Here is a 16242-nt window from a genome sequence, read left to right on the forward strand (position 1 = left end):
ATTAACGCAGCGGGAAGGGCGGTTTATCTTCGCCGCCCGCTTCATGCGGAACGTTTTCAAAGACATCGCTGTACTCCGCCGGCTTGTAGGACGTTTCCGGTTTCGGCGCAGGCTTTTCCGCATGCGTTGAGGTCGACCCGTTCTTGCGCTGGCTTTCAAGCGTCGCGACGCGGCTGCGAAGATCGTGAAGCTCGTCGACCATATTGACCGAGCTCATTTCCTTGATGCCGGCGCCGGCCATGACGGCGCTTATGGTGTGGAGCGTCGCCATTAATGAGGTCGGCGACACCATCCAGACTCGCGCACGATAGCTTTCCTGCACCAGGTCGGAAAAATGCGCATGCAGTTCGGAGAGGATGTTTTCTGACGGCACGAACATCATTGCGCAGTCTGTGGTCTCTTCCGGCGAGATCAGTTTTTCGGCGCCGTCCGCGATATGGCGCAGGATCGCCCGGCGTAATTCGGTTTCAGTGCCGGCGTTGCGCGATAGCTGCCAGGCGTCGAACGCCTCCGTGGGAAAACGCGCATCGACGGCGATCGGGGCCATGGGGCCCGGCATGATGATGAGCGCGTCTGCGGTGCGGCCGGTTGAAAGTTTTTGCGCCAGTTTGAAGCGTCCGGGCGCCAGCGCATCGCCAAGCAGATCCGATAGCTGAACACGCGCCGCCGTCGCCGTTGCTGCGGCGGACTGCGCCACAGGCAGGGTGTCGATGCGCCGGGACAGTTTCTCGATAGCGGCGTTGACGGCGCCGCGCAGCGCATCAAACTGCTCGCCCATCAGATCGGCGAATTCAGCGAAATGCGCTTCGGAAACGCCTGTGGGGGCGTCATGGAAAGCAGCCGCTTGCCCCGGTGAAAGTTGCGCAGCTCGCGCCTCCGCCTCGCCGCGCTGTTGAAATTCGTCGGCGAGCGCCGCAAGCCGTTTCTCCATGGCGATCAGCGCGCTGGCGCGTTCGTCGAGGGCCGCTTCTCTTTTCCGCAAACCGATATTCATGACGTTTTGCGCTTCCTCATTGGCGAGTTTTAAATCGCGGGCGAGGGCTTCGGCTTCTTCGGCGCGCTTTAGCGCCGCTTGCGCGGCCTCTTCAGCGTGCGCCAGGCGTTCGGTGTCGACGCTCGAAGGAGCTTCGTGGCGGATGGGTTGCGCTACCGGTTCGGCTGTATGCTCTTTAGCGGCGGCGAAGAAGCCTTCTTCTTCCTCTTCATCATAGAAAGGTTCGCTTTCCGGCTCAGAGGCTACCTCTTGCGGTTGCTTCTTCGAAAACAGGCCGGCGAAAGCTGACTTCTTTTTCTGAGGTTTATCGAGAGGTTCGTCAAAAAGCGGTTCGACTTCTTCCTCGTGATGGGCCTCCGTGCTTTCGGCTTCCTGGGCGTCGCTGCGTTCGATGATAACTTCAGTGTCGCCAACCTCTTCGTCACGCCAGCGCGCGTCGTCAGGGTCCGCCGTTTTAGCATCGGCGTGAAGCGAGTCGTCATCATCGAATGTGATGTCGGCGTCCTCGCCAGCCGGTTCGAAATATGTTGTGCCAGCGACTTCGGCGCGACGCTTGGCCGGACGAGTGACGCGTCCGCGAATGATCAACATCATGCCGATGATGAAGATAAGCAGAAAGGCGCCGACTCCAGCCCATAGAGCAGGGGCCGGGCCGCTGATCAGCGGCGCCGGTGTCTGGGTTTCAGTCTGCGCAGTTTCTCCCACGCTTTCGATGCCTTCGGCCTGATTTTGGACCGACGGCGACAGCGTCTGCATTGTCGAACCCCCAACAAGGAACACAAACTGAGCCGACCATATGGGAAAATCCCATCAAAAGCGAGGGTTTAGCGTTAACCATGTTTCGCCCGGGAGTTGCGCGTGGGGTAATTGGGAAGCCGCGCCGGAGTCTTGACGGACAAGGCCGCCGACCATAGGTGAGGGCCATGGCCATTAGAGAAATCCTGACCGCGCCCGATCCGCGCCTGCGCGAGGTGTCAAAGCCCGTCGACAAGGTGGATGACGCGTTGCGCGCGCTCATGGATGACATGCTTGAGACGATGTATGACGCGCCGGGGATCGGGCTCGCCGCGATCCAGGTCGGCGCGCCCGTCCGCGTCATCGTCATGGATCTGGCTGGCAAGGACGAGGAGCCGGCGCCGCTCTATTTCGTCAATCCGGAAATTCTTGATCCATCCGAGGACATGAGCGTCTATGAAGAGGGCTGCCTTTCCGTGCCCGAATATTTCGACGAGGTGGAGCGTCCTGCTCGCTGCCGCGTCAAATATCTCGATTATGACGGAAATGAACAGATCCTCGAGGCCGAGGGGCTGATCGCCACCTGTATCCAGCATGAGATGGATCATCTCGAAGGGGTTCTTTTCATCGACCACCTCTCGCGCCTGAAGCGCGAACGGGTGTTGAAGAAACTCAAGAAAGAACAGCGCCTCGCCGCGGCCATGTAGGGCGGGGCTTCCCGCAGCAGCGATTTCGGCAGGAACCTGACCCATGCGCCTCGCCTTTATGGGAACGCCCGATTTTTCCGTCGCTGTGCTCGCCGAGCTGATCGCGGCGGGCCATGAGATTGCGGCGGTCTATTCCCGGGCGCCGGCGCCTTCAGGGCGCGGCCACAAATTGAAGCCCTCGCCTGTGCATGCTTTCGCCCAAGCAAACGGTCTTGAGGTGCGGACACCGAAAAATTTCAAAACCCGCGAAGAGATCAACGCCTTCTCGGCACTCGATCTCGATGCGGCGATTGTCGTCGCCTATGGCGTCATCCTGCCGCAAGCCTTGCTCGACGCTCCTCGCCATGGCTGCCTCAACCTCCACGCCTCGCTCCTGCCGCGCTGGCGCGGAGCCGCGCCGATCCAGCGGGCGATCATGGCGGGCGACAAGGTGACCGGCGTCCAGGTGATGCAGATGGAGGCGGGACTCGACACGGGCGCGATCCTGCTCTCTGAAACCGTTCCCATCGCAGCCAATGACACTGCCGGCAGCCTCCATGACAAGCTTTCCGGCGTTGCGGCCCGGATTGCGCCGGTTGCGCTGGCGGCGCTTGAGCGCGGCGGGCTTGTGGCGACGCCGCAGGCGGAAGAGGGCGTCATCTACGCCCATAAAATCAGCGCGAAGGAAGCGCGCATCGACTGGTCGCGCCCGGCTGCTGAGATTGATTGCAATATTCGCGGCCTGTCGCCTTTCCCGGGCGCCTGGTTTGAGGCCGATGGCGAACGCGTGAAAGCGCTGATGTCAAACCAGGCAGCTGGAACCGGTACCCCTGGAGATATTCTCGATACGGATGGAAAGCTCGTGATCGCCTGCGGCGACGTCGCTGTCGAGCTGAGCAGTCTCCAGCGCGCCGGTAAAAAAGTACAAAACGCGGAAGAGTTTCTGCGCGGATTTCCTTTGAAACAAGGCGCGCGTGTTTCGTAACGAGGCGGCGTTTTATTGCAGGGGCGCCATGAAACTGCGTTGGCGTTTCAGTTTCTTCAGGTCTTCTTCCTCACGCTGTCTGTTGAGAGAAAACATCAACAGATCAGCGCGCCCGACAAGATTTTCGACAGGCAGGAACCCAACGCCCGGATAAGGAAAGCGGCTGTCGATGGAATTGTCGCGATTATCGCCCATAACAAAGAGATGGTTTGCGGGAATGACCGCCGGGCCGAAATCATCGCCGCGATAATTGTCACCGCGCTCATAGATTTCATGTTCGCGCCCGCCAGGAAGGGTTTCGGAAAACGCCGCGACGCTGGCGACGCCGCCGTGATGTTCGCGATAGCGGAACAGGTCGTCGAGCACGCGCGGGGCTTCTGCGTCATTGAGGAAGAGGCGGCCTTCGCGCAGCTCGATAGTATCGCCTGGCAAGCCGATGACCCGCTTGATCAGCGTTTCTCTGGAGTCCGGATGTTTGAATACCACAAGGTCGCCGTGTGCGGGTAATCTGCCGAAAAGGCGTCCAGTGGGCGTCGCGATTTCCGGCCCGATGGAAAAGGGTACGGAGTGGCGGGAATAGCCATAAGCGAATTTATTGACGAGAATGCGATCGCCCACCGCCAGGGTCGGCAACATGCTTTCGCTGGGGATGAAATACATGCCATAGGCGGTCGTCCGGAAGGTCAGCAAGACCGCGAGAATACAGGCGAAAAACAGGAATTCCGATCTGATCTTCTTCCAGGGCAGTTTTGAAAGCATTGCATCCTCCGTGAAGTTGGAAATATAGCTCCCGCCATGGTTCGCTACAAACTCATTCTCGAATATGACGGCGCCGATTTCGTCGGCTGGCAGCGCCAGGAGAACGGGCTGTCGATTCAAGAGGCCGTTGAGCGCGCCGTTAAGGCTTTTTGCGGTGAAACCGTAAGCGCTCATGCGGCGGGACGAACCGATTCGGGCGTGCATGCGCTCGCGATGGCGGCTCATGTTGAGTTGGAAAAGGACTGGCGCCCCGATGTTGTGCGCGACGCGCTGAACCAGCATTTGCGGCCAGCCCCGATCGTTATTTTGGCGGCGGAAAGGGTCGCGGATGATTTCCACGCCCGGTTTTCCTGTGTAGGGCGGGCCTATGAATATCGCCTCGTCAACCGGCGGACACCGCTGGCGCTTGATCGCGGCCGCGCATGGCGGGTTTCCTCCAGGCTCGACGCCGAAACCATGGACAACGCCGCGCAGGTTTTGTTGGGCAAGCATGACTTCACCACCTTCCGGTCCGCTAAATGCCAGTCGGAGACGCCGGTGAAAACGCTGAATGAAATTTCGGTCTTGCGTCTTGGCGAAGATATTTATATCCGATGCGCCGCTCGGTCTTTCCTGCACAATCAGGTACGGTCTTTCGTTGGCTCGCTTGTTGAAGTCGGCAAGGGCAAATGGCGCGCGCGCGATTTGAAGGCCGCGCTGGAGGCTGCCGACCGCGCGCGCTGCGGCCCGGTCGCGCCGCCTGACGGCCTCTATTTTCTGCGCGCGGACTATTGATCGCTATTTAGCAGCAACCTCAAAATAGCGTGCAATGATTGCCGCATAGATATCGGCTAGAAGCTCGATATCGCCCACATCCACATGCTCGTCCACTTGATGCATGGTCGCGCCAACGAGGCCGAACTCCGCCACGGGCGCATAGTCCTTGATGAAGCGGGCGTCGGATGTTCCGCCTGAGGTTGAATATTCCGGCTTGCGTCCGGTTTTCTCTTCGATGCAGGAGGAAAGCAGCCCGAGAAACTGTGTGTCCGTTGTCAGAAACGCTTCACCGGAAACGACGCAATCAAGCTGGTAGGCGGCGTTGATCTGTTTCGCGATGGGATCGAGTTGCGCGCGCAACCAGTCCTGAATGCTGAGCCCCGTCCAGGTGGGATTGAAGCGGATGTTAAACCGCGCCGACGCCTTGCCGGGAATGACATTATGCGCCGGATTGCCGATATGGATGTCCGTCACCTGAAGGCTCGACGGCTGGAACCGTTCATAGCCTTCATCAAGCGGCGTTTCGCTCAAATGCAACAGCTTGCGCAGTAATGCCGGGATAGGGTTCGAGGCGCGGTGGGGATAGGCCACATGGCCCTGTTTGCCGGTGATGGTGAGCCAGCAATTGATCGATCCACGGCGACCGACCTTGATCATGTCGCCCATGGCGTCGGGATTTGAAGGTTCGCCCACAAGGCAGTGGTCGATGTTGATATTTTGATCGCGCAGCCACTGTAAAACTTTGACGGTGCCGTTGACGCCCTTGGCTTCTTCGTCGCCAGTGATGAGAAGCGAGAGCTTGCCTTTGGTCTTGCCGTCTTTGAGCGCCCGTGACGCGGCGGCGACAAAAGCGGCGATGGCGCCTTTCATGTCGGACGCGCCGCGTCCCCAGAGCTTGCCGTCTTTCACTGCCGCATCGAAAGGCGGTGAGGTCCAGTCTTCGGTGTCGCCCGGCGGCACCACATCGGTATGCCCCGCGAAACATAAATGCGGGCGCCCCTCGCCAATTTCTGCGTAGAGATTGTCGACTTCCTCAAAGGGAAGGCGCGTGCAGCGGAATCCGAGACCGGTCAGCGCTTTTTGCAAGACATCCAGCGCGCCTTCATCTGCGGGCGTGACGGACGGGCAGCGGATGAGCGCGCGCGCGATCTCCACCGGGTCGTATAATTGTGTATCGATCTCGCTCATGGGCCTGAGGTAGACTAGCCGCGAAGCCGAAACAAGCAGGAGCCTCTTTATGCCCAAACTCGACCTTTCCGACGCTCCCGTGCGGACGAGCTGCGTTTATCCGGGCAAGCTCGCGGACCACTGCAAGGGCCGGTCGAAAATCGCCCTTGGCGATCTTGGGGGCCTCGACCAGTTCGGCGTTAATCTGACGCGTCTCGCGCCGAGCGCCGCCTCCGCCCATCAGCATTGGCACCTCAAGGAAGACGAACTGATCTATATGCTCGAAGGCGAAGCGGTGCTGGTCGAGGATGATGGTGAAACTGTGTTGCGCGCCGGTGATGTGGCGACGTTCAAAGCGGGTGCCCCAAACGGTCATATGGTCGTCAACCGTTCAGACGCCTATGCGGTCTTGCTTGAAGTGGGAACCCGCGCGCAGGACGAGGTCGCGAGCTATACCGATCCCGCGGGTGATATGAAAGTCGTCAAGGAAAACGGCGCCTGGAAATTCTTCCGCAAGAACGGTGAAGCTTACTGAACGTGTTCAGGAAGGGGAGAGGCCGGTTTCCGTTGGAAAATGCAATCGGCGAGGCCCTAGTCGCGCAGTAATTCGTTCACAGATGTTTTGGAGCGGGTCTTTTCGTCGACCTGTTTGACAATGACGGCGCAATAAAGATTAGGTCCGCCTTTCGCTGACGGCATGGAACCGGAAACGACAACGGAATAAGGCGGGACTTCGCCATAGGTGACGGCGCCGGTCTCGCGATTGACGATCTTCGTCGAGGCGCCGAGATAAACGCCCATGGACAGGACCGAGCCTTCGCGCACGATGACGCCTTCGGCGACCTCTGCGCGGGCGCCGATAAAGCAATTGTCTTCAATGACGACCGGATTCGCCTGCAACGGCTCCAGAACGCCGCCGATGCCTGCGCCGCCGGAGATGTGGCAGTTCTTGCCGATCTGCGCGCAGGAGCCGACTGTCGCCCAGGTGTCGATCATCGCGCCTTCATCCACATATGCGCCGATATTGACATAGGACGGCATCAGAACAGCGTTTTTTGCTATGAACGATCCGCGCCTCACGGTCGCGGGCGGAACGACGCGAAAGCCGCCTTTCTTGAAGTCGTCTTTTGTCCAGCCTTCAAATTTCGTTGCGGCCTTGTCCCACCAGGGGCCGTTCGCGCCTTCGATCAGCCCGTTGTCATTTAGCCGGAATGAAAGCAGCACCGCTTTTTTCAGCCACTGATTGACGCGCCAGTCGATGACATTGCCGCCTTTATGCGGCTCAGCGACGCGTGCGGCGCCTCTGTCGAGCAATAAAAGCGCTTCGTTCACGGCGTCGCGAATTTCGCCTTTTGTGCCCAGCGACACGTTTGCGCGGTCTTCCCATGCGGTGTCGATGACGGCTTGGAGCGAAGAATGGTCTGTCATGATTTTACTTTGGCTGATCGTTTAGGATGAAATGGTCGCGGCCTTCAGGAAGGCGGTGATGTCATCGGTGACATAATGCACATGGGCTGCATTGTCTCCCCGCCGCGCCGGTCTTTTTTCGTGGGGTTCGTCATCGAGCCAGGCGGCGTCGGAATGAACCAGCACCGTCGTCATGCCCAGCGCGTGCGGCGCTTCGAGGTTCTGGACGATGTCCTCGAACATGACGGCGCCTTGCGGTGCGATCCCATGAGAGGCGAGGAATTTTTCATAGGGCTCGCGTCGCGGCTTTGGCGCATAGCCAGCGGCCTTGATGTCGAAAATTTCATCAAAGTGATGAAGTACGCCGAGTGCGCCTGCGACATTCTCCGCATGTTTCACCGAGCCATTGGTGAAAATAAATTTTCGTCCCGGCAGGGCCGCCAGCGCTGCCCCAAGGTCCGGATTTTCATGCACGACGCTCACATCTATATCGTGCACGAATTCGAGAAACTCATCGGGGCAGACATCATGGCGAGTCATCAGCCCGCTCATGGTCGTCCCATATTCGACATAATAGGCTTTTTGCAGCCGCCGCGCTTCGCCGCGCTCCATCTCAAAACGGCCGCAAATGAATTCGGTCATGCGCGCGTCGATTTGTGCGAAAAGCTGGCAGTCGGCGGAATACAGCGTGTTGTCGAGATCGAAGACCCAGCTTTCCACATGGGTGAGATCCGGCGTCACGTTCTGGCTTTTGGGCGCCGCCGTCACTGTGCGGCGTCGTCCTGCGAGGTCGCGAACATCGCTGGCGTGAAGTCGAACGTCGCCGACTCGGCGCCGCCGATGTCGACGCGCCGGAACGCAGCCTCGTCAAGATCCTGATCCGCGCAGGAAAGATCGTTGGCGCTGTTGAACATCACCAGATTGGTGCAGAAATTTTTCTCGCCACCGGTCATGGCGCGCTCACCGGCGGGATCTTCGATCAGGCCATAGACGTAATAATGATCTTTCCCGAGCGCGCCCTTGATGATCTTGGCGCAGTCGCCGGGCTCGATCTTCCACCAGCCTTTGGAGCGGTATTTTTCATCGCCTTCTGATTCCGCAACTGCGGACCAGACCGCATTGTTGGTTTTGTTGCAGTAGAAAAGACCTAGCTTGGCTTCGCTCGAATTGGCGTCTTCAATCAAGGCGTCGATTAGTTCGTCGTCGATATTGTAGCCATCGGGTAGGCCCTTTTCCTTACGGTAATTTGCGAGCGCGCGCTGTGTTTCCCGGCCCATGGCGCCGTCGATATCGCCGGAATTCTTGCCGATATCGGAAAGAAGCCGCTGTACGCCCGCGACTTCGGCTGAGTAGACCGTGTAAGTTGATGCTTCGGTGAAATCAGTTTGCCAGGCGCCGCCTGCAGCCTCGGTGACTTCAACATTGAAAAATTTTCGCTGGCGCATGGGATCGTCGCGGCAGACATCCTGATTGCGCAGATTGAAGAAGCCGTTGTTTTCCACACAAAGCGCAGTATCGCCGGACCATGTTCTCAATGGGCCCTTGTGTCCGGGGATGGCCTCTGCGTAAACAAAATAGCGGCCTGGTTTCGCCGTTTCCGTGAGCACCACCTTGCATTGTCCGGGTCGAAGCCGCCACCAGCCTCTTGTGGCGAGCCGGTCGCCGTCCACATAGCCGATCGCCGCAGAAAGCGCGTAGCTCGACTTGTTGCAGAAGCTATATTTGGCTGAGGCGCCGCCGGCGCTGAGGGCGAATAGCAGGATCGATAAAAGGATAAGACGCATTGCGCAGGGCCCGGAAATTACTGATCGCCACATTGGCGCTTTGTTTGGTGCGTAATTCAGCCGAAACTGACCTGAGGATCAAGCGCGTCTGAGATGAATAAGGCTCCACCCCTGACGGAAAACCGCCATGAAGACGGCGCGGCGGCGCAAAAACCTGAGCGTGTGAGCGTGCTTTTCCCCATGCCGCTGCCCAAAGCCTATGATTATGCGTGCGATGGCGACGTCCCGCCTCTGGGCTCTTTCGTGACGGCGCCCTTTGGTCCGCGGGAGGTTGCGGGCGTTGTCTGGCCGTCCAAGGGGGAGGCCCCGCCGCTTGAAAAGCTGAAAACGCTGGCTGGTGTGTTCGATGCGCCGCCGCTCTCGCCTGATCTGATCGCCTTCATCGACTGGGCGGCGGCTTACACGATGTTTCCCAAGGGCGCGCTCCTGCGGATGGTCATGCGGGTCTCCGATGCGCTGGAGGGCCCGCGCATGCAGACGGCTTTTATTCGCACCGATGCCTCGGAAGGGCTGCGCATGACGGCGCAGCGCAAGGCGGTGCTCGCCGCCGCCGGGGCTAGCCCACGCTCTGCTTCGGATCTGGCGGCGCAAGTGAATGTCAGCGAGGCGGTGGTGCGCGGTCTCGCCGATGCGGGCGCGCTTGCCCGCGTGGACATCGATCCCGACCCGCCATTTGCGCAGCCCGATCTTGACCGCCAGGGCCCCGAGCTTTCGGACGACCAGCAATTTGCGGCGGAGACGCTCGCCGCCATCGTTGAGGAGGGCGGGCACAAGGCGGTCCTGATCGATGGCGTCACAGGGTCCGGCAAGACCGAAGTTTATTTCGAAGCGGTCGCAGCGGCGCTGAAGAAAGACCCGGAAGCGCAGGCGCTGATCCTGCTTCCGGAAATTGCGCTGACGCTTCCGTTTTTGACCCGCGTTGAGGAGCGCTTTGGTGCGGCCCCCGCGCCTTGGCATTCGGACCTGACGGGCGCGCAAAGGCGGCGCAGCTGGCGGCGCGTGGCGGATGGAAGCGCGCGGTTGGTGGTGGGCGCGCGATCGGCGTTGTTTCTGCCGTTTCAGAAATTGCGTCTCATCGTTGTCGATGAAGAACATGACAACGCCTATAAACAGGAAGAAGGCGTTATCTATCACGCCCGTGATATGGCGGTGGCGCGCGGCAGTCTCGGTGGTTTTCCGGTGGCGCTGGCGTCGGCGACGCCGTCGCTGGAAACCGTCGTCAATGTCGATGAGGGCCGCTATGAAGCGGTGGGGCTGTCCTCGCGTTTCGCCGATGCGGCGATGCCTGACATCCATCTCATCGACATGCGCGAAGATGCGCCGGAGGCGGGGCGCTGGTTGTCGCCGGGGCTGGTGCGCGAGATCGACAAGAATCTATCCGCACACGAACAATCTCTCCTATTTCTCAATCGCCGGGGTTATGCGCCGCTGACGCTTTGCCGGCGCTGCGGTCACAAGATGACGGCGCCGGGCTCGGATTCCATGCTGGTGGAGCACCGGTTTGAAAACCGCCTGATCTGTCATCACACCGGTTTTTCCATGCCGAAACCAACAGCATGTCCCGCCTGCAATGCGGTTGATGCCTTGACCCCCTGTGGGCCGGGCATCGAGCGCGTCGCCGAGGAAGCAAAAGAGCGCTGGCCGCAAGCGCGCATATCAGTCCTGTCGTCCGACACCGCGCCGGGACCGCGATCTATGCGCGACGTGCTCGACGCCATGAAGGCGGGCGAGATCGACATTTTGATAGCGACGCAAGTCGCCGCGAAAGGACATCACTTTCCAAATCTTACGCTGGTGGGTGTGGTTGACGCTGATCTCGGACTTGCGGGCGGTGATCTGAGGGCGGCGGAGCGGACCTATCAGTTGCTGTCCCAGGTGACAGGGCGCGCCGGGCGCGCAGAAAAGCCTGGCCGCGCCTTTCTCCAGACCTATCAACCTGAGGCGCCGGTGCTGGCCGCGCTTGCCTCCGGCGATCGCGACGCCTTTCTGGCGGCTGAGGCGATCGGCCGGCGCGATCTCGGCTTTCCGCCCTATGGGCGCCTTGCCGCTGTGACCTTGCGCTCGCTCGATGAGCAGGCGCTCGATAGGACGGCGAACGCCCTGAAGGTGGCGGCGCCTTATGCCGATGGTGTCGAGGTGTTGGGGCCGGCGCGCGCGCCGATTTATCGGCTACGGGGCGTCGCCCGCATGCGCCTGCTCGTCAAGGCGCGCCGCAATGTGAGCCTTCAGGCTTATCTCGCAGACTGGCTTGCCGCCGTGAAAGTGCCGGGGCCGGTTCGCGTCACCGTCGACATCAATCCCTATTCTTTTCTCTAGGTTTTCCGTGGGCTGATGAAAGTTCTGACGGTGCCGATCAGCGGACGCTCCAGCCACAGATATACGCCATGAGCGACGATAATGCAGACAAGGGTCAGCACAACTACAAGGGCGATCGCTGCCCATAGGCTTGCGCCGAAGGCGCTCTCGGCGAGCATCGTCAAAGGCGGCAAGAGCATTGCATGAACAAGATACAGCGAATAGGAACTGTCGCCTAGCGGACTAAGGCGTTTGATAGTTTGCGAAAGACGGCCTGCTTTTCCATCAAGACAAGGCCGCAGATCAAAAGCGCGCTCGGTCCGCCATAGCTGATGACCGTGGGCAAGGCCGCCGGACCGATAAGCGCGGCTCCGGCGAAACCTACAAGACCCGCAGCCACAAACGCCGGTGTGGCCCATCGCGGCAAGGCAAGGTTCGATCTGGCGACCACGGCGATCCATGCGCCCATGACAAATTCGAGCAACAAGGTATCGGTCGCCACATGCAGGGCGGGGTGTGTGGGATTGAAGAGAACACCAAGGGCGGCGAGCGCGGTGAACAAAAGGGAAAGCGCAATCACGCTCATGCGTTTTGGCAACAAGAGCAACACGGCGAACACACCGTAAAAGAAAAGCTCGAAGGTTAGCGTCCATCCCACAAAAATAAGTTTTGACGAGTGTCCGGGCGCGAGCAGCGCTGCGCCTATAGCCTCACTGGTGGATTGGGGCAGGCCGAGATGAAAGGCGTAGGCGATGAAAATGTTGACCGCCGCAAGCGCCCAGTAGATCGGATAGATTCTGATAAAGCGCCGGTGCAAAGCCGCTGATGCTCGACGCTTTGCCGAATTTGCCTTCGCTCGTCCACACCATGATGAAGCCGCTGATGACAAAGAATATATGAACGCCAGAGGCGCCGAAGGTCGTGAAATGCATCAGCCGCTCGCTAAGGGCGAGGACTTTCAGATCCACGAAATGAAATGAATGATAAGCGACCACCAGCGCCGCTGCAAGAAATCGCAGAAACTGGATTGAGTGAACGGTTTTTATCTGGGGCGCGGCGGGTGTCATGAATTTCCTTTGAAAATCGGAGAAAAGCTTCCCTCGCAGAGCAAGAATTGCGCCGTACGGCCTTGCGTCCGTGATTTCGGTAAACGCTAGGTTAACCCTTTAGGGCTCTAATATATCCCGCTTTTTGGGGTGAGACGGAAAAAATGAAACGACTGTCACATATCATATTTACAGCGTTCGCTTTGGCATCGCTTATTGGCCAAGCGCAGGCGGTGGATCTGGATGAGGTGCGTTTCGGCGTCTTTGCCCAAAGCTGCTGCGGCTTCGGGTCAAGCAAGGAAGACGGCGCGGCCATCAACGGCGAAGCGGTGTTTTCGTCGCCGCGCTTTCTGAGCGTGCTGGCTTCGCCGCGCCCGGTCGTGGGCGCGACGGTGGCGACGGATGGCGACGCCACCAGCCAGATTTACACCGGGCTGGAATGGCGCGTTGAGGTATCCCGCTTTTTTGTGGCGGCCGGCGTTGGCGCCGCGATCCATAATGGGGAAACCGACCGTTACGACCCCATCGCCGATGCGGCGCGCGTCGATGACACGATCTTTTTCGGATGCCGGGCGTTGTTCCGCCTCGCCGGCGATGTCGGCTATCGAGTCACCGATCGCCTTTCAGCATCGTTTCACTGGAACCACATTTCCAATGCCGGTCTGTGCTCCGACAATGAAGGCCTCGATCAGATGGGCCTGCGCCTCGGGCTTTCGATCTAGTCTCGGGGCGGCCGCTTTTGCCGCACATGTTCGTAAATCGCCATGCTGGGCGCGCACAATTGGCGTATCTTTGTCATCTGCGACGGTGTGAACTCGCCGCGCCATGATCTTTTGAGGTCTGTCGTTTTGTTTTCATGACCGGCTGTGATCCGGGCGCCCAGAAGCGTGCTGATCTCATCCAGAAATGCAGGAAAACAGTCCAGATAGCCAACGGCGTCGAGTGAGAGAATATTTTCCCGGGCGTCGTTGATATGTTTATCGGTGACAGGTTCATCAAGATCGGTCCAGCCGCCGAAACAATAGGCGTAAAGGGCGCCATTATATCGCGCGCGACGGCTTTCGAGAAAGGCGTCGACATCGCCGCCAGCCGATGTTTCCATGCCGCTATTATATGCGTAGCGCAAATGCGAACAGAAGCGCTCCAACGGCTCGCGCAGGACAGTAATGAATTTGTGCGTGTCACCGTATTTGATTTGTAGCGCCGGGGTGTATGGCACATGTCCGGTTACGCATTTGACGCCACGCTCCAGCGCATAAGCGACAAGAAACTGTCGTTCTGCGGAAGCTTCTGCTTCCGGCAACGAGGCGTCTGGCCCATCTTTGAGGGTCCGGGTCGCAAACCGGGCTTCGATCGGAAAAAGGCGCTCTCGTGACAGGCGGTATTGCCGGAACAGCGCCGACTCTAGTGATGATCCGCCGCATTTTTGCGGATGAATGAACACCACGCCTGTTTTGTGACACGCGTTTAGCCTGTCTCGTATCTATCCCAGCACACCCATTGACGGTCAGTTTCGTCCGCACACCTTGAAGTGAAATTAAGGCAGTCGCCCTTTCACTGACCGATATGCTTGTCAATGAAGTCGATTGATCGCTGCAGCATTTCTGTGCGCGCGGTAGATGTGGACAGCCAGTGGTCTTCACCTGGAAGCTCGACGATTTCATACGGCTTGCCATTTTGCTTTAGCGCATCACGCATTTGCGTGCTTTGCCATTGTGGCACGACGACGTCGTCTTTCGATACAATGAGAAGGATTGGCGCGCCGGCTGTTTCTGCGTTGCTGGCGGGGCTGACTGCCGTGAGTTGATCGTTGTCACGGTACCGGCTGCCGATTCGCGTCGTCCAATATTGTTCGCCCAATGAGCTGTCTCGGGCGACATCGCCCAGCATGCCTGGCAGATTGGAGATGCCATTGATGCTAACGGCGCAGGCGTAAAGCTCTGGCGTTAGCGTGGCGCCGGCCAGCGCAGCGTAACCGCCATAACTAGAGCCAACGATGCAGATGCGATCCGAGTCGGCGATTCCGTCAGAAATCAGCTTCTTAACGCCGTTAGAAATGTCGTCCTGCATCTTGCGGCCCCATTCGCCATAACCGGCGGTGCGGAAAGAAACGCCGTATCCTTCACTGCCGCGGAAGTTTGGCTCGTAGACGGTGTAGCCGCGCGCCGCATAAAAGAAGGATTGGTAGTCGAACTCTTGATCGGCCCGGCTTTCCGGTCCGCCATGGGGTAGAACGATGAGCGGCGCATTTTCTTTAGAACCGCCGGCGGGTACAGTCAGATAACCATGGATGGTTAGTCCGTCAGGGCTTGTGTAGTCATATTTCTCTTTTTTTGCGACGATTTTACCATCGAGTTCGGGATAGCTGGCGGCGATCATGTTCAGCGTGCCTGCCGTCTTGTCATATAAGTAGAATTGCGGCGGATGATCAGTGTACAGTACTTTTACAACCATCCGCGTTCCGTCGGCTGACTTGGAGATGATCATGGGTTCTGAGCCGGGAATTGCATTTCGCAGGCTGTCCTGGGTCGCGCGCTGCGTCTCGTCGAAATGATAAGAGCGTGACAGATCGCCCACATAGCGGGCGCCGGTGACCTTGGCTTTGCGGGGGTCATAGATCATGTCGGCTACATCATACGTCGGGTTCGAGTACACAATTGACCGGTCGCCGTTGGCGAGATTCACTTCGAATACAGCGGCCTTGTTATTGGCCGCGGCGCCCGCGAAGAAGGTGTCCGGCTTGTCCGCCTGGCTGTAGAAATCAAAATTCCAGATGTTCTGATCCATAAGCTCAAAGCGAGCCTTGGGGTCTTTTCGGTAGTAGACTTTTTTGCCGCCTGTCGCGGGGTCAATGTCAATACGCATGACCGCCTCACCATCGGCGTTTACGATCCAGTCGATCGTGTATTCATCGCCGGTCTCGAGGCGCTTTTGCGAGCCGTTTTCTGCATCAACAAGAAAAAGCGAATAGACGAAAGGTTGCACCGTATTGTCTTTCAACCGCGACGGGCCGCCGCTGGTGGTTCTTTTGCCGCTAGACGAATGGCGCGCGAAGACCGCTTTCTTTGGGTCGTTCGGCATTACGGAGAGGAGGTCGCCGGCGTTGGCGACAAAGAAGCCGGGTTCATTGCCGAGAAGAATTTTGGCTTTCTCTTTTGATTTCGAAACTGTCAGCCAGCGAAAGAATTCGATCGTATCAATGCCGGACAAAGTGCTGACCTGGCTTGACTGAGAAGCAAGAAGGAAGACCCGGTCGTCATTCGCCCAGACAATGTCGCGCGCGTCCGTCTCTCCAAGCCCAACGCCTTTTGGTGCGGCGTCCGGATTGTCGAGATCGTAAAACATGAGGCCGGTGGCGTCGCCGGCGTTCTGGAGAACGGCGATGGTTTTTCCGTCCGGTGAGATGGCGGCCTCTGACACGCTTGGAAGCGCTCCATAAACAGTCGGGTCAGCCTTTTGCGCCATTGAAGGCGCTGCGCCCGCCATGGACACGGTGAGTCCCAGAAAAAAAGAGATGACGGCGCGCGAATGGCGCGGTTGATACGACATGATGGAGCCCCTCCAGACAATGAACCATTGAGCGTTCGCCGCCCCTCTGCCCCAAGCTTTCGATACTTTTCCAGGCAGT

Annotated in this window: 17 protein-coding genes; 6 read left to right on the plus strand and 11 right to left on the minus strand. The window is 58.9% G+C overall.

Annotated elements, in window-relative coordinates; genetic code table 11:
- Position 1 precedes the first annotated feature (1 nt).
- Positions 2-1750 (minus strand): DNA recombination protein RmuC, encoded by a 1749-nt coding sequence (rmuC, locus tag ACFOOP_RS05305; RefSeq protein WP_379879822.1) that lies wholly within the window; start codon positions 1748-1750, stop codon positions 2-4.
- Positions 1751-1917: 167 nt separating this feature from the next.
- Here rmuC and def point away from each other — a divergent pair, with 167 nt between their 5' ends.
- Entirely contained in the window at positions 1918-2436 is a 519-nt protein-coding gene (def, locus tag ACFOOP_RS05310; protein WP_379879823.1) for a peptide deformylase, read from the plus strand.
- A 43-nt stretch (positions 2437-2479) separates the two neighbouring features.
- Positions 2480-3400 (plus strand): methionyl-tRNA formyltransferase, encoded by a 921-nt coding sequence (gene fmt / locus ACFOOP_RS05315; protein WP_379879824.1) that lies wholly within the window; start codon positions 2480-2482, stop codon positions 3398-3400.
- A gap of 12 nt (positions 3401-3412) precedes the next feature.
- On the opposite strand, the gene lepB is transcribed toward fmt, so the two are convergent.
- Complete coding sequence (gene lepB, locus ACFOOP_RS05320) at positions 3413-4159, minus strand: signal peptidase I (RefSeq protein WP_379879825.1); 747 nt, start codon at positions 4157-4159, stop codon at positions 3413-3415.
- A 36-nt stretch (positions 4160-4195) separates the two neighbouring features.
- Here lepB and truA point away from each other — a divergent pair, with 36 nt between their 5' ends.
- Positions 4196-4933, plus strand: a complete 738-nt coding sequence (truA, locus tag ACFOOP_RS05325; protein WP_379879826.1) for a tRNA pseudouridine(38-40) synthase TruA — start codon at positions 4196-4198, stop codon at positions 4931-4933.
- Between the two features lie 3 nt (positions 4934-4936).
- Here truA and dapE read toward each other — a convergent pair whose 3' ends face one another.
- Positions 4937-6103: a succinyl-diaminopimelate desuccinylase gene (gene dapE / locus ACFOOP_RS05330; protein WP_379879827.1), complete on the minus strand. Its 1167-nt coding sequence runs from the start codon at positions 6101-6103 to the stop codon at positions 4937-4939.
- A gap of 49 nt (positions 6104-6152) precedes the next feature.
- On the opposite strand from dapE, the gene ACFOOP_RS05335 reads away from it, so the two are divergent.
- Positions 6153-6617: a cupin domain-containing protein gene (locus ACFOOP_RS05335; protein ID WP_379879828.1), complete on the plus strand. Its 465-nt coding sequence runs from the start codon at positions 6153-6155 to the stop codon at positions 6615-6617.
- 56 nt (positions 6618-6673) lie between these two features.
- On the opposite strand, the gene dapD is transcribed toward ACFOOP_RS05335, so the two are convergent.
- From dapD to ACFOOP_RS05350, 3 genes are read right to left on the minus strand one after another with little or no spacing between them, the layout of a single operon-like run.
- Entirely contained in the window at positions 6674-7510 is an 837-nt protein-coding gene (gene dapD / locus ACFOOP_RS05340) for a 2,3,4,5-tetrahydropyridine-2,6-dicarboxylate N-succinyltransferase (RefSeq protein WP_379879829.1), read from the minus strand.
- Between the two features lie 21 nt (positions 7511-7531).
- Positions 7532-8257: a pyrimidine 5'-nucleotidase gene (locus ACFOOP_RS05345; protein WP_379879830.1), complete on the minus strand. Its 726-nt coding sequence runs from the start codon at positions 8255-8257 to the stop codon at positions 7532-7534.
- On the minus strand, positions 8254-9273 hold the full coding sequence (locus tag ACFOOP_RS05350; protein ID WP_379879831.1) for a DUF1036 domain-containing protein: 1020 nt from the start codon (positions 9271-9273) through the stop codon (positions 8254-8256). The genes ACFOOP_RS05345 and ACFOOP_RS05350 overlap by 4 nt, the downstream gene beginning before the upstream one ends.
- Before the next feature lie 93 nt (positions 9274-9366).
- Here ACFOOP_RS05350 and ACFOOP_RS05355 point away from each other — a divergent pair, with 93 nt between their 5' ends.
- On the plus strand, positions 9367-11589 hold the full coding sequence (locus ACFOOP_RS05355) for a primosomal protein N' (RefSeq protein ID WP_379879832.1): 2223 nt from the start codon (positions 9367-9369) through the stop codon (positions 11587-11589).
- Here ACFOOP_RS05355 and ACFOOP_RS05360 read toward each other — a convergent pair.
- Genes ACFOOP_RS05360 through ACFOOP_RS05370 form a run of 3 tightly spaced genes read right to left on the minus strand, consistent with a single transcriptional unit; the run spans position 11586 to position 12635 of the window.
- A complete protein-coding gene (locus ACFOOP_RS05360) occupies positions 11586-11768 on the minus strand; it encodes a hypothetical protein (RefSeq protein WP_379879833.1) in 183 nt (60 codons plus the stop codon). The two genes, ACFOOP_RS05355 and ACFOOP_RS05360, sit on opposite strands and share 4 nt — an antisense overlap.
- Before the next feature lie 35 nt (positions 11769-11803).
- The gene (locus tag ACFOOP_RS05365; protein WP_379879834.1) at positions 11804-12385 is read right to left on the minus strand and encodes a hypothetical protein; all 582 of its coding nucleotides are present in this window, start codon (positions 12383-12385) and stop codon (positions 11804-11806) included.
- Complete coding sequence (locus ACFOOP_RS05370; protein ID WP_379879835.1) at positions 12279-12635, minus strand: acyltransferase family protein; 357 nt, start codon at positions 12633-12635, stop codon at positions 12279-12281. The genes ACFOOP_RS05365 and ACFOOP_RS05370 overlap by 107 nt, the downstream gene beginning before the upstream one ends.
- Positions 12636-12778: 143 nt before the next feature.
- On the opposite strand from ACFOOP_RS05370, the gene ACFOOP_RS05375 reads away from it, so the two are divergent.
- Positions 12779-13336 carry an acyloxyacyl hydrolase gene (locus ACFOOP_RS05375; RefSeq protein ID WP_379879836.1) on the plus strand — a complete coding sequence of 186 codons (558 nt, stop codon included), beginning with the start codon at positions 12779-12781 and terminating at the stop codon, positions 13334-13336.
- Here the strand turns inward: ACFOOP_RS05375 and ACFOOP_RS05380 are convergent.
- Together ACFOOP_RS05380 and ACFOOP_RS05385 are read right to left on the minus strand one after the other, a co-directional pair.
- Positions 13333-14061: a hypothetical protein gene (locus ACFOOP_RS05380; protein WP_379879837.1), complete on the minus strand. Its 729-nt coding sequence runs from the start codon at positions 14059-14061 to the stop codon at positions 13333-13335. The genes ACFOOP_RS05375 and ACFOOP_RS05380 overlap by 4 nt on opposite strands.
- A 107-nt stretch (positions 14062-14168) precedes the next feature.
- Positions 14169-16163 carry an alpha/beta hydrolase family protein gene (locus ACFOOP_RS05385; RefSeq protein ID WP_379879838.1) on the minus strand — a complete coding sequence of 665 codons (1995 nt, stop codon included), beginning with the start codon at positions 16161-16163 and terminating at the stop codon, positions 14169-14171.
- Between the last annotated feature and the right edge of the window lie 79 nt (positions 16164-16242).

The sequence above is a fragment of the Hyphococcus aureus genome (assembly GCF_042643165.1).
In the GTDB taxonomy this organism is placed as follows: Bacteria; Pseudomonadota; Alphaproteobacteria; order Caulobacterales; family Parvularculaceae; genus Hyphococcus; species Hyphococcus aureus.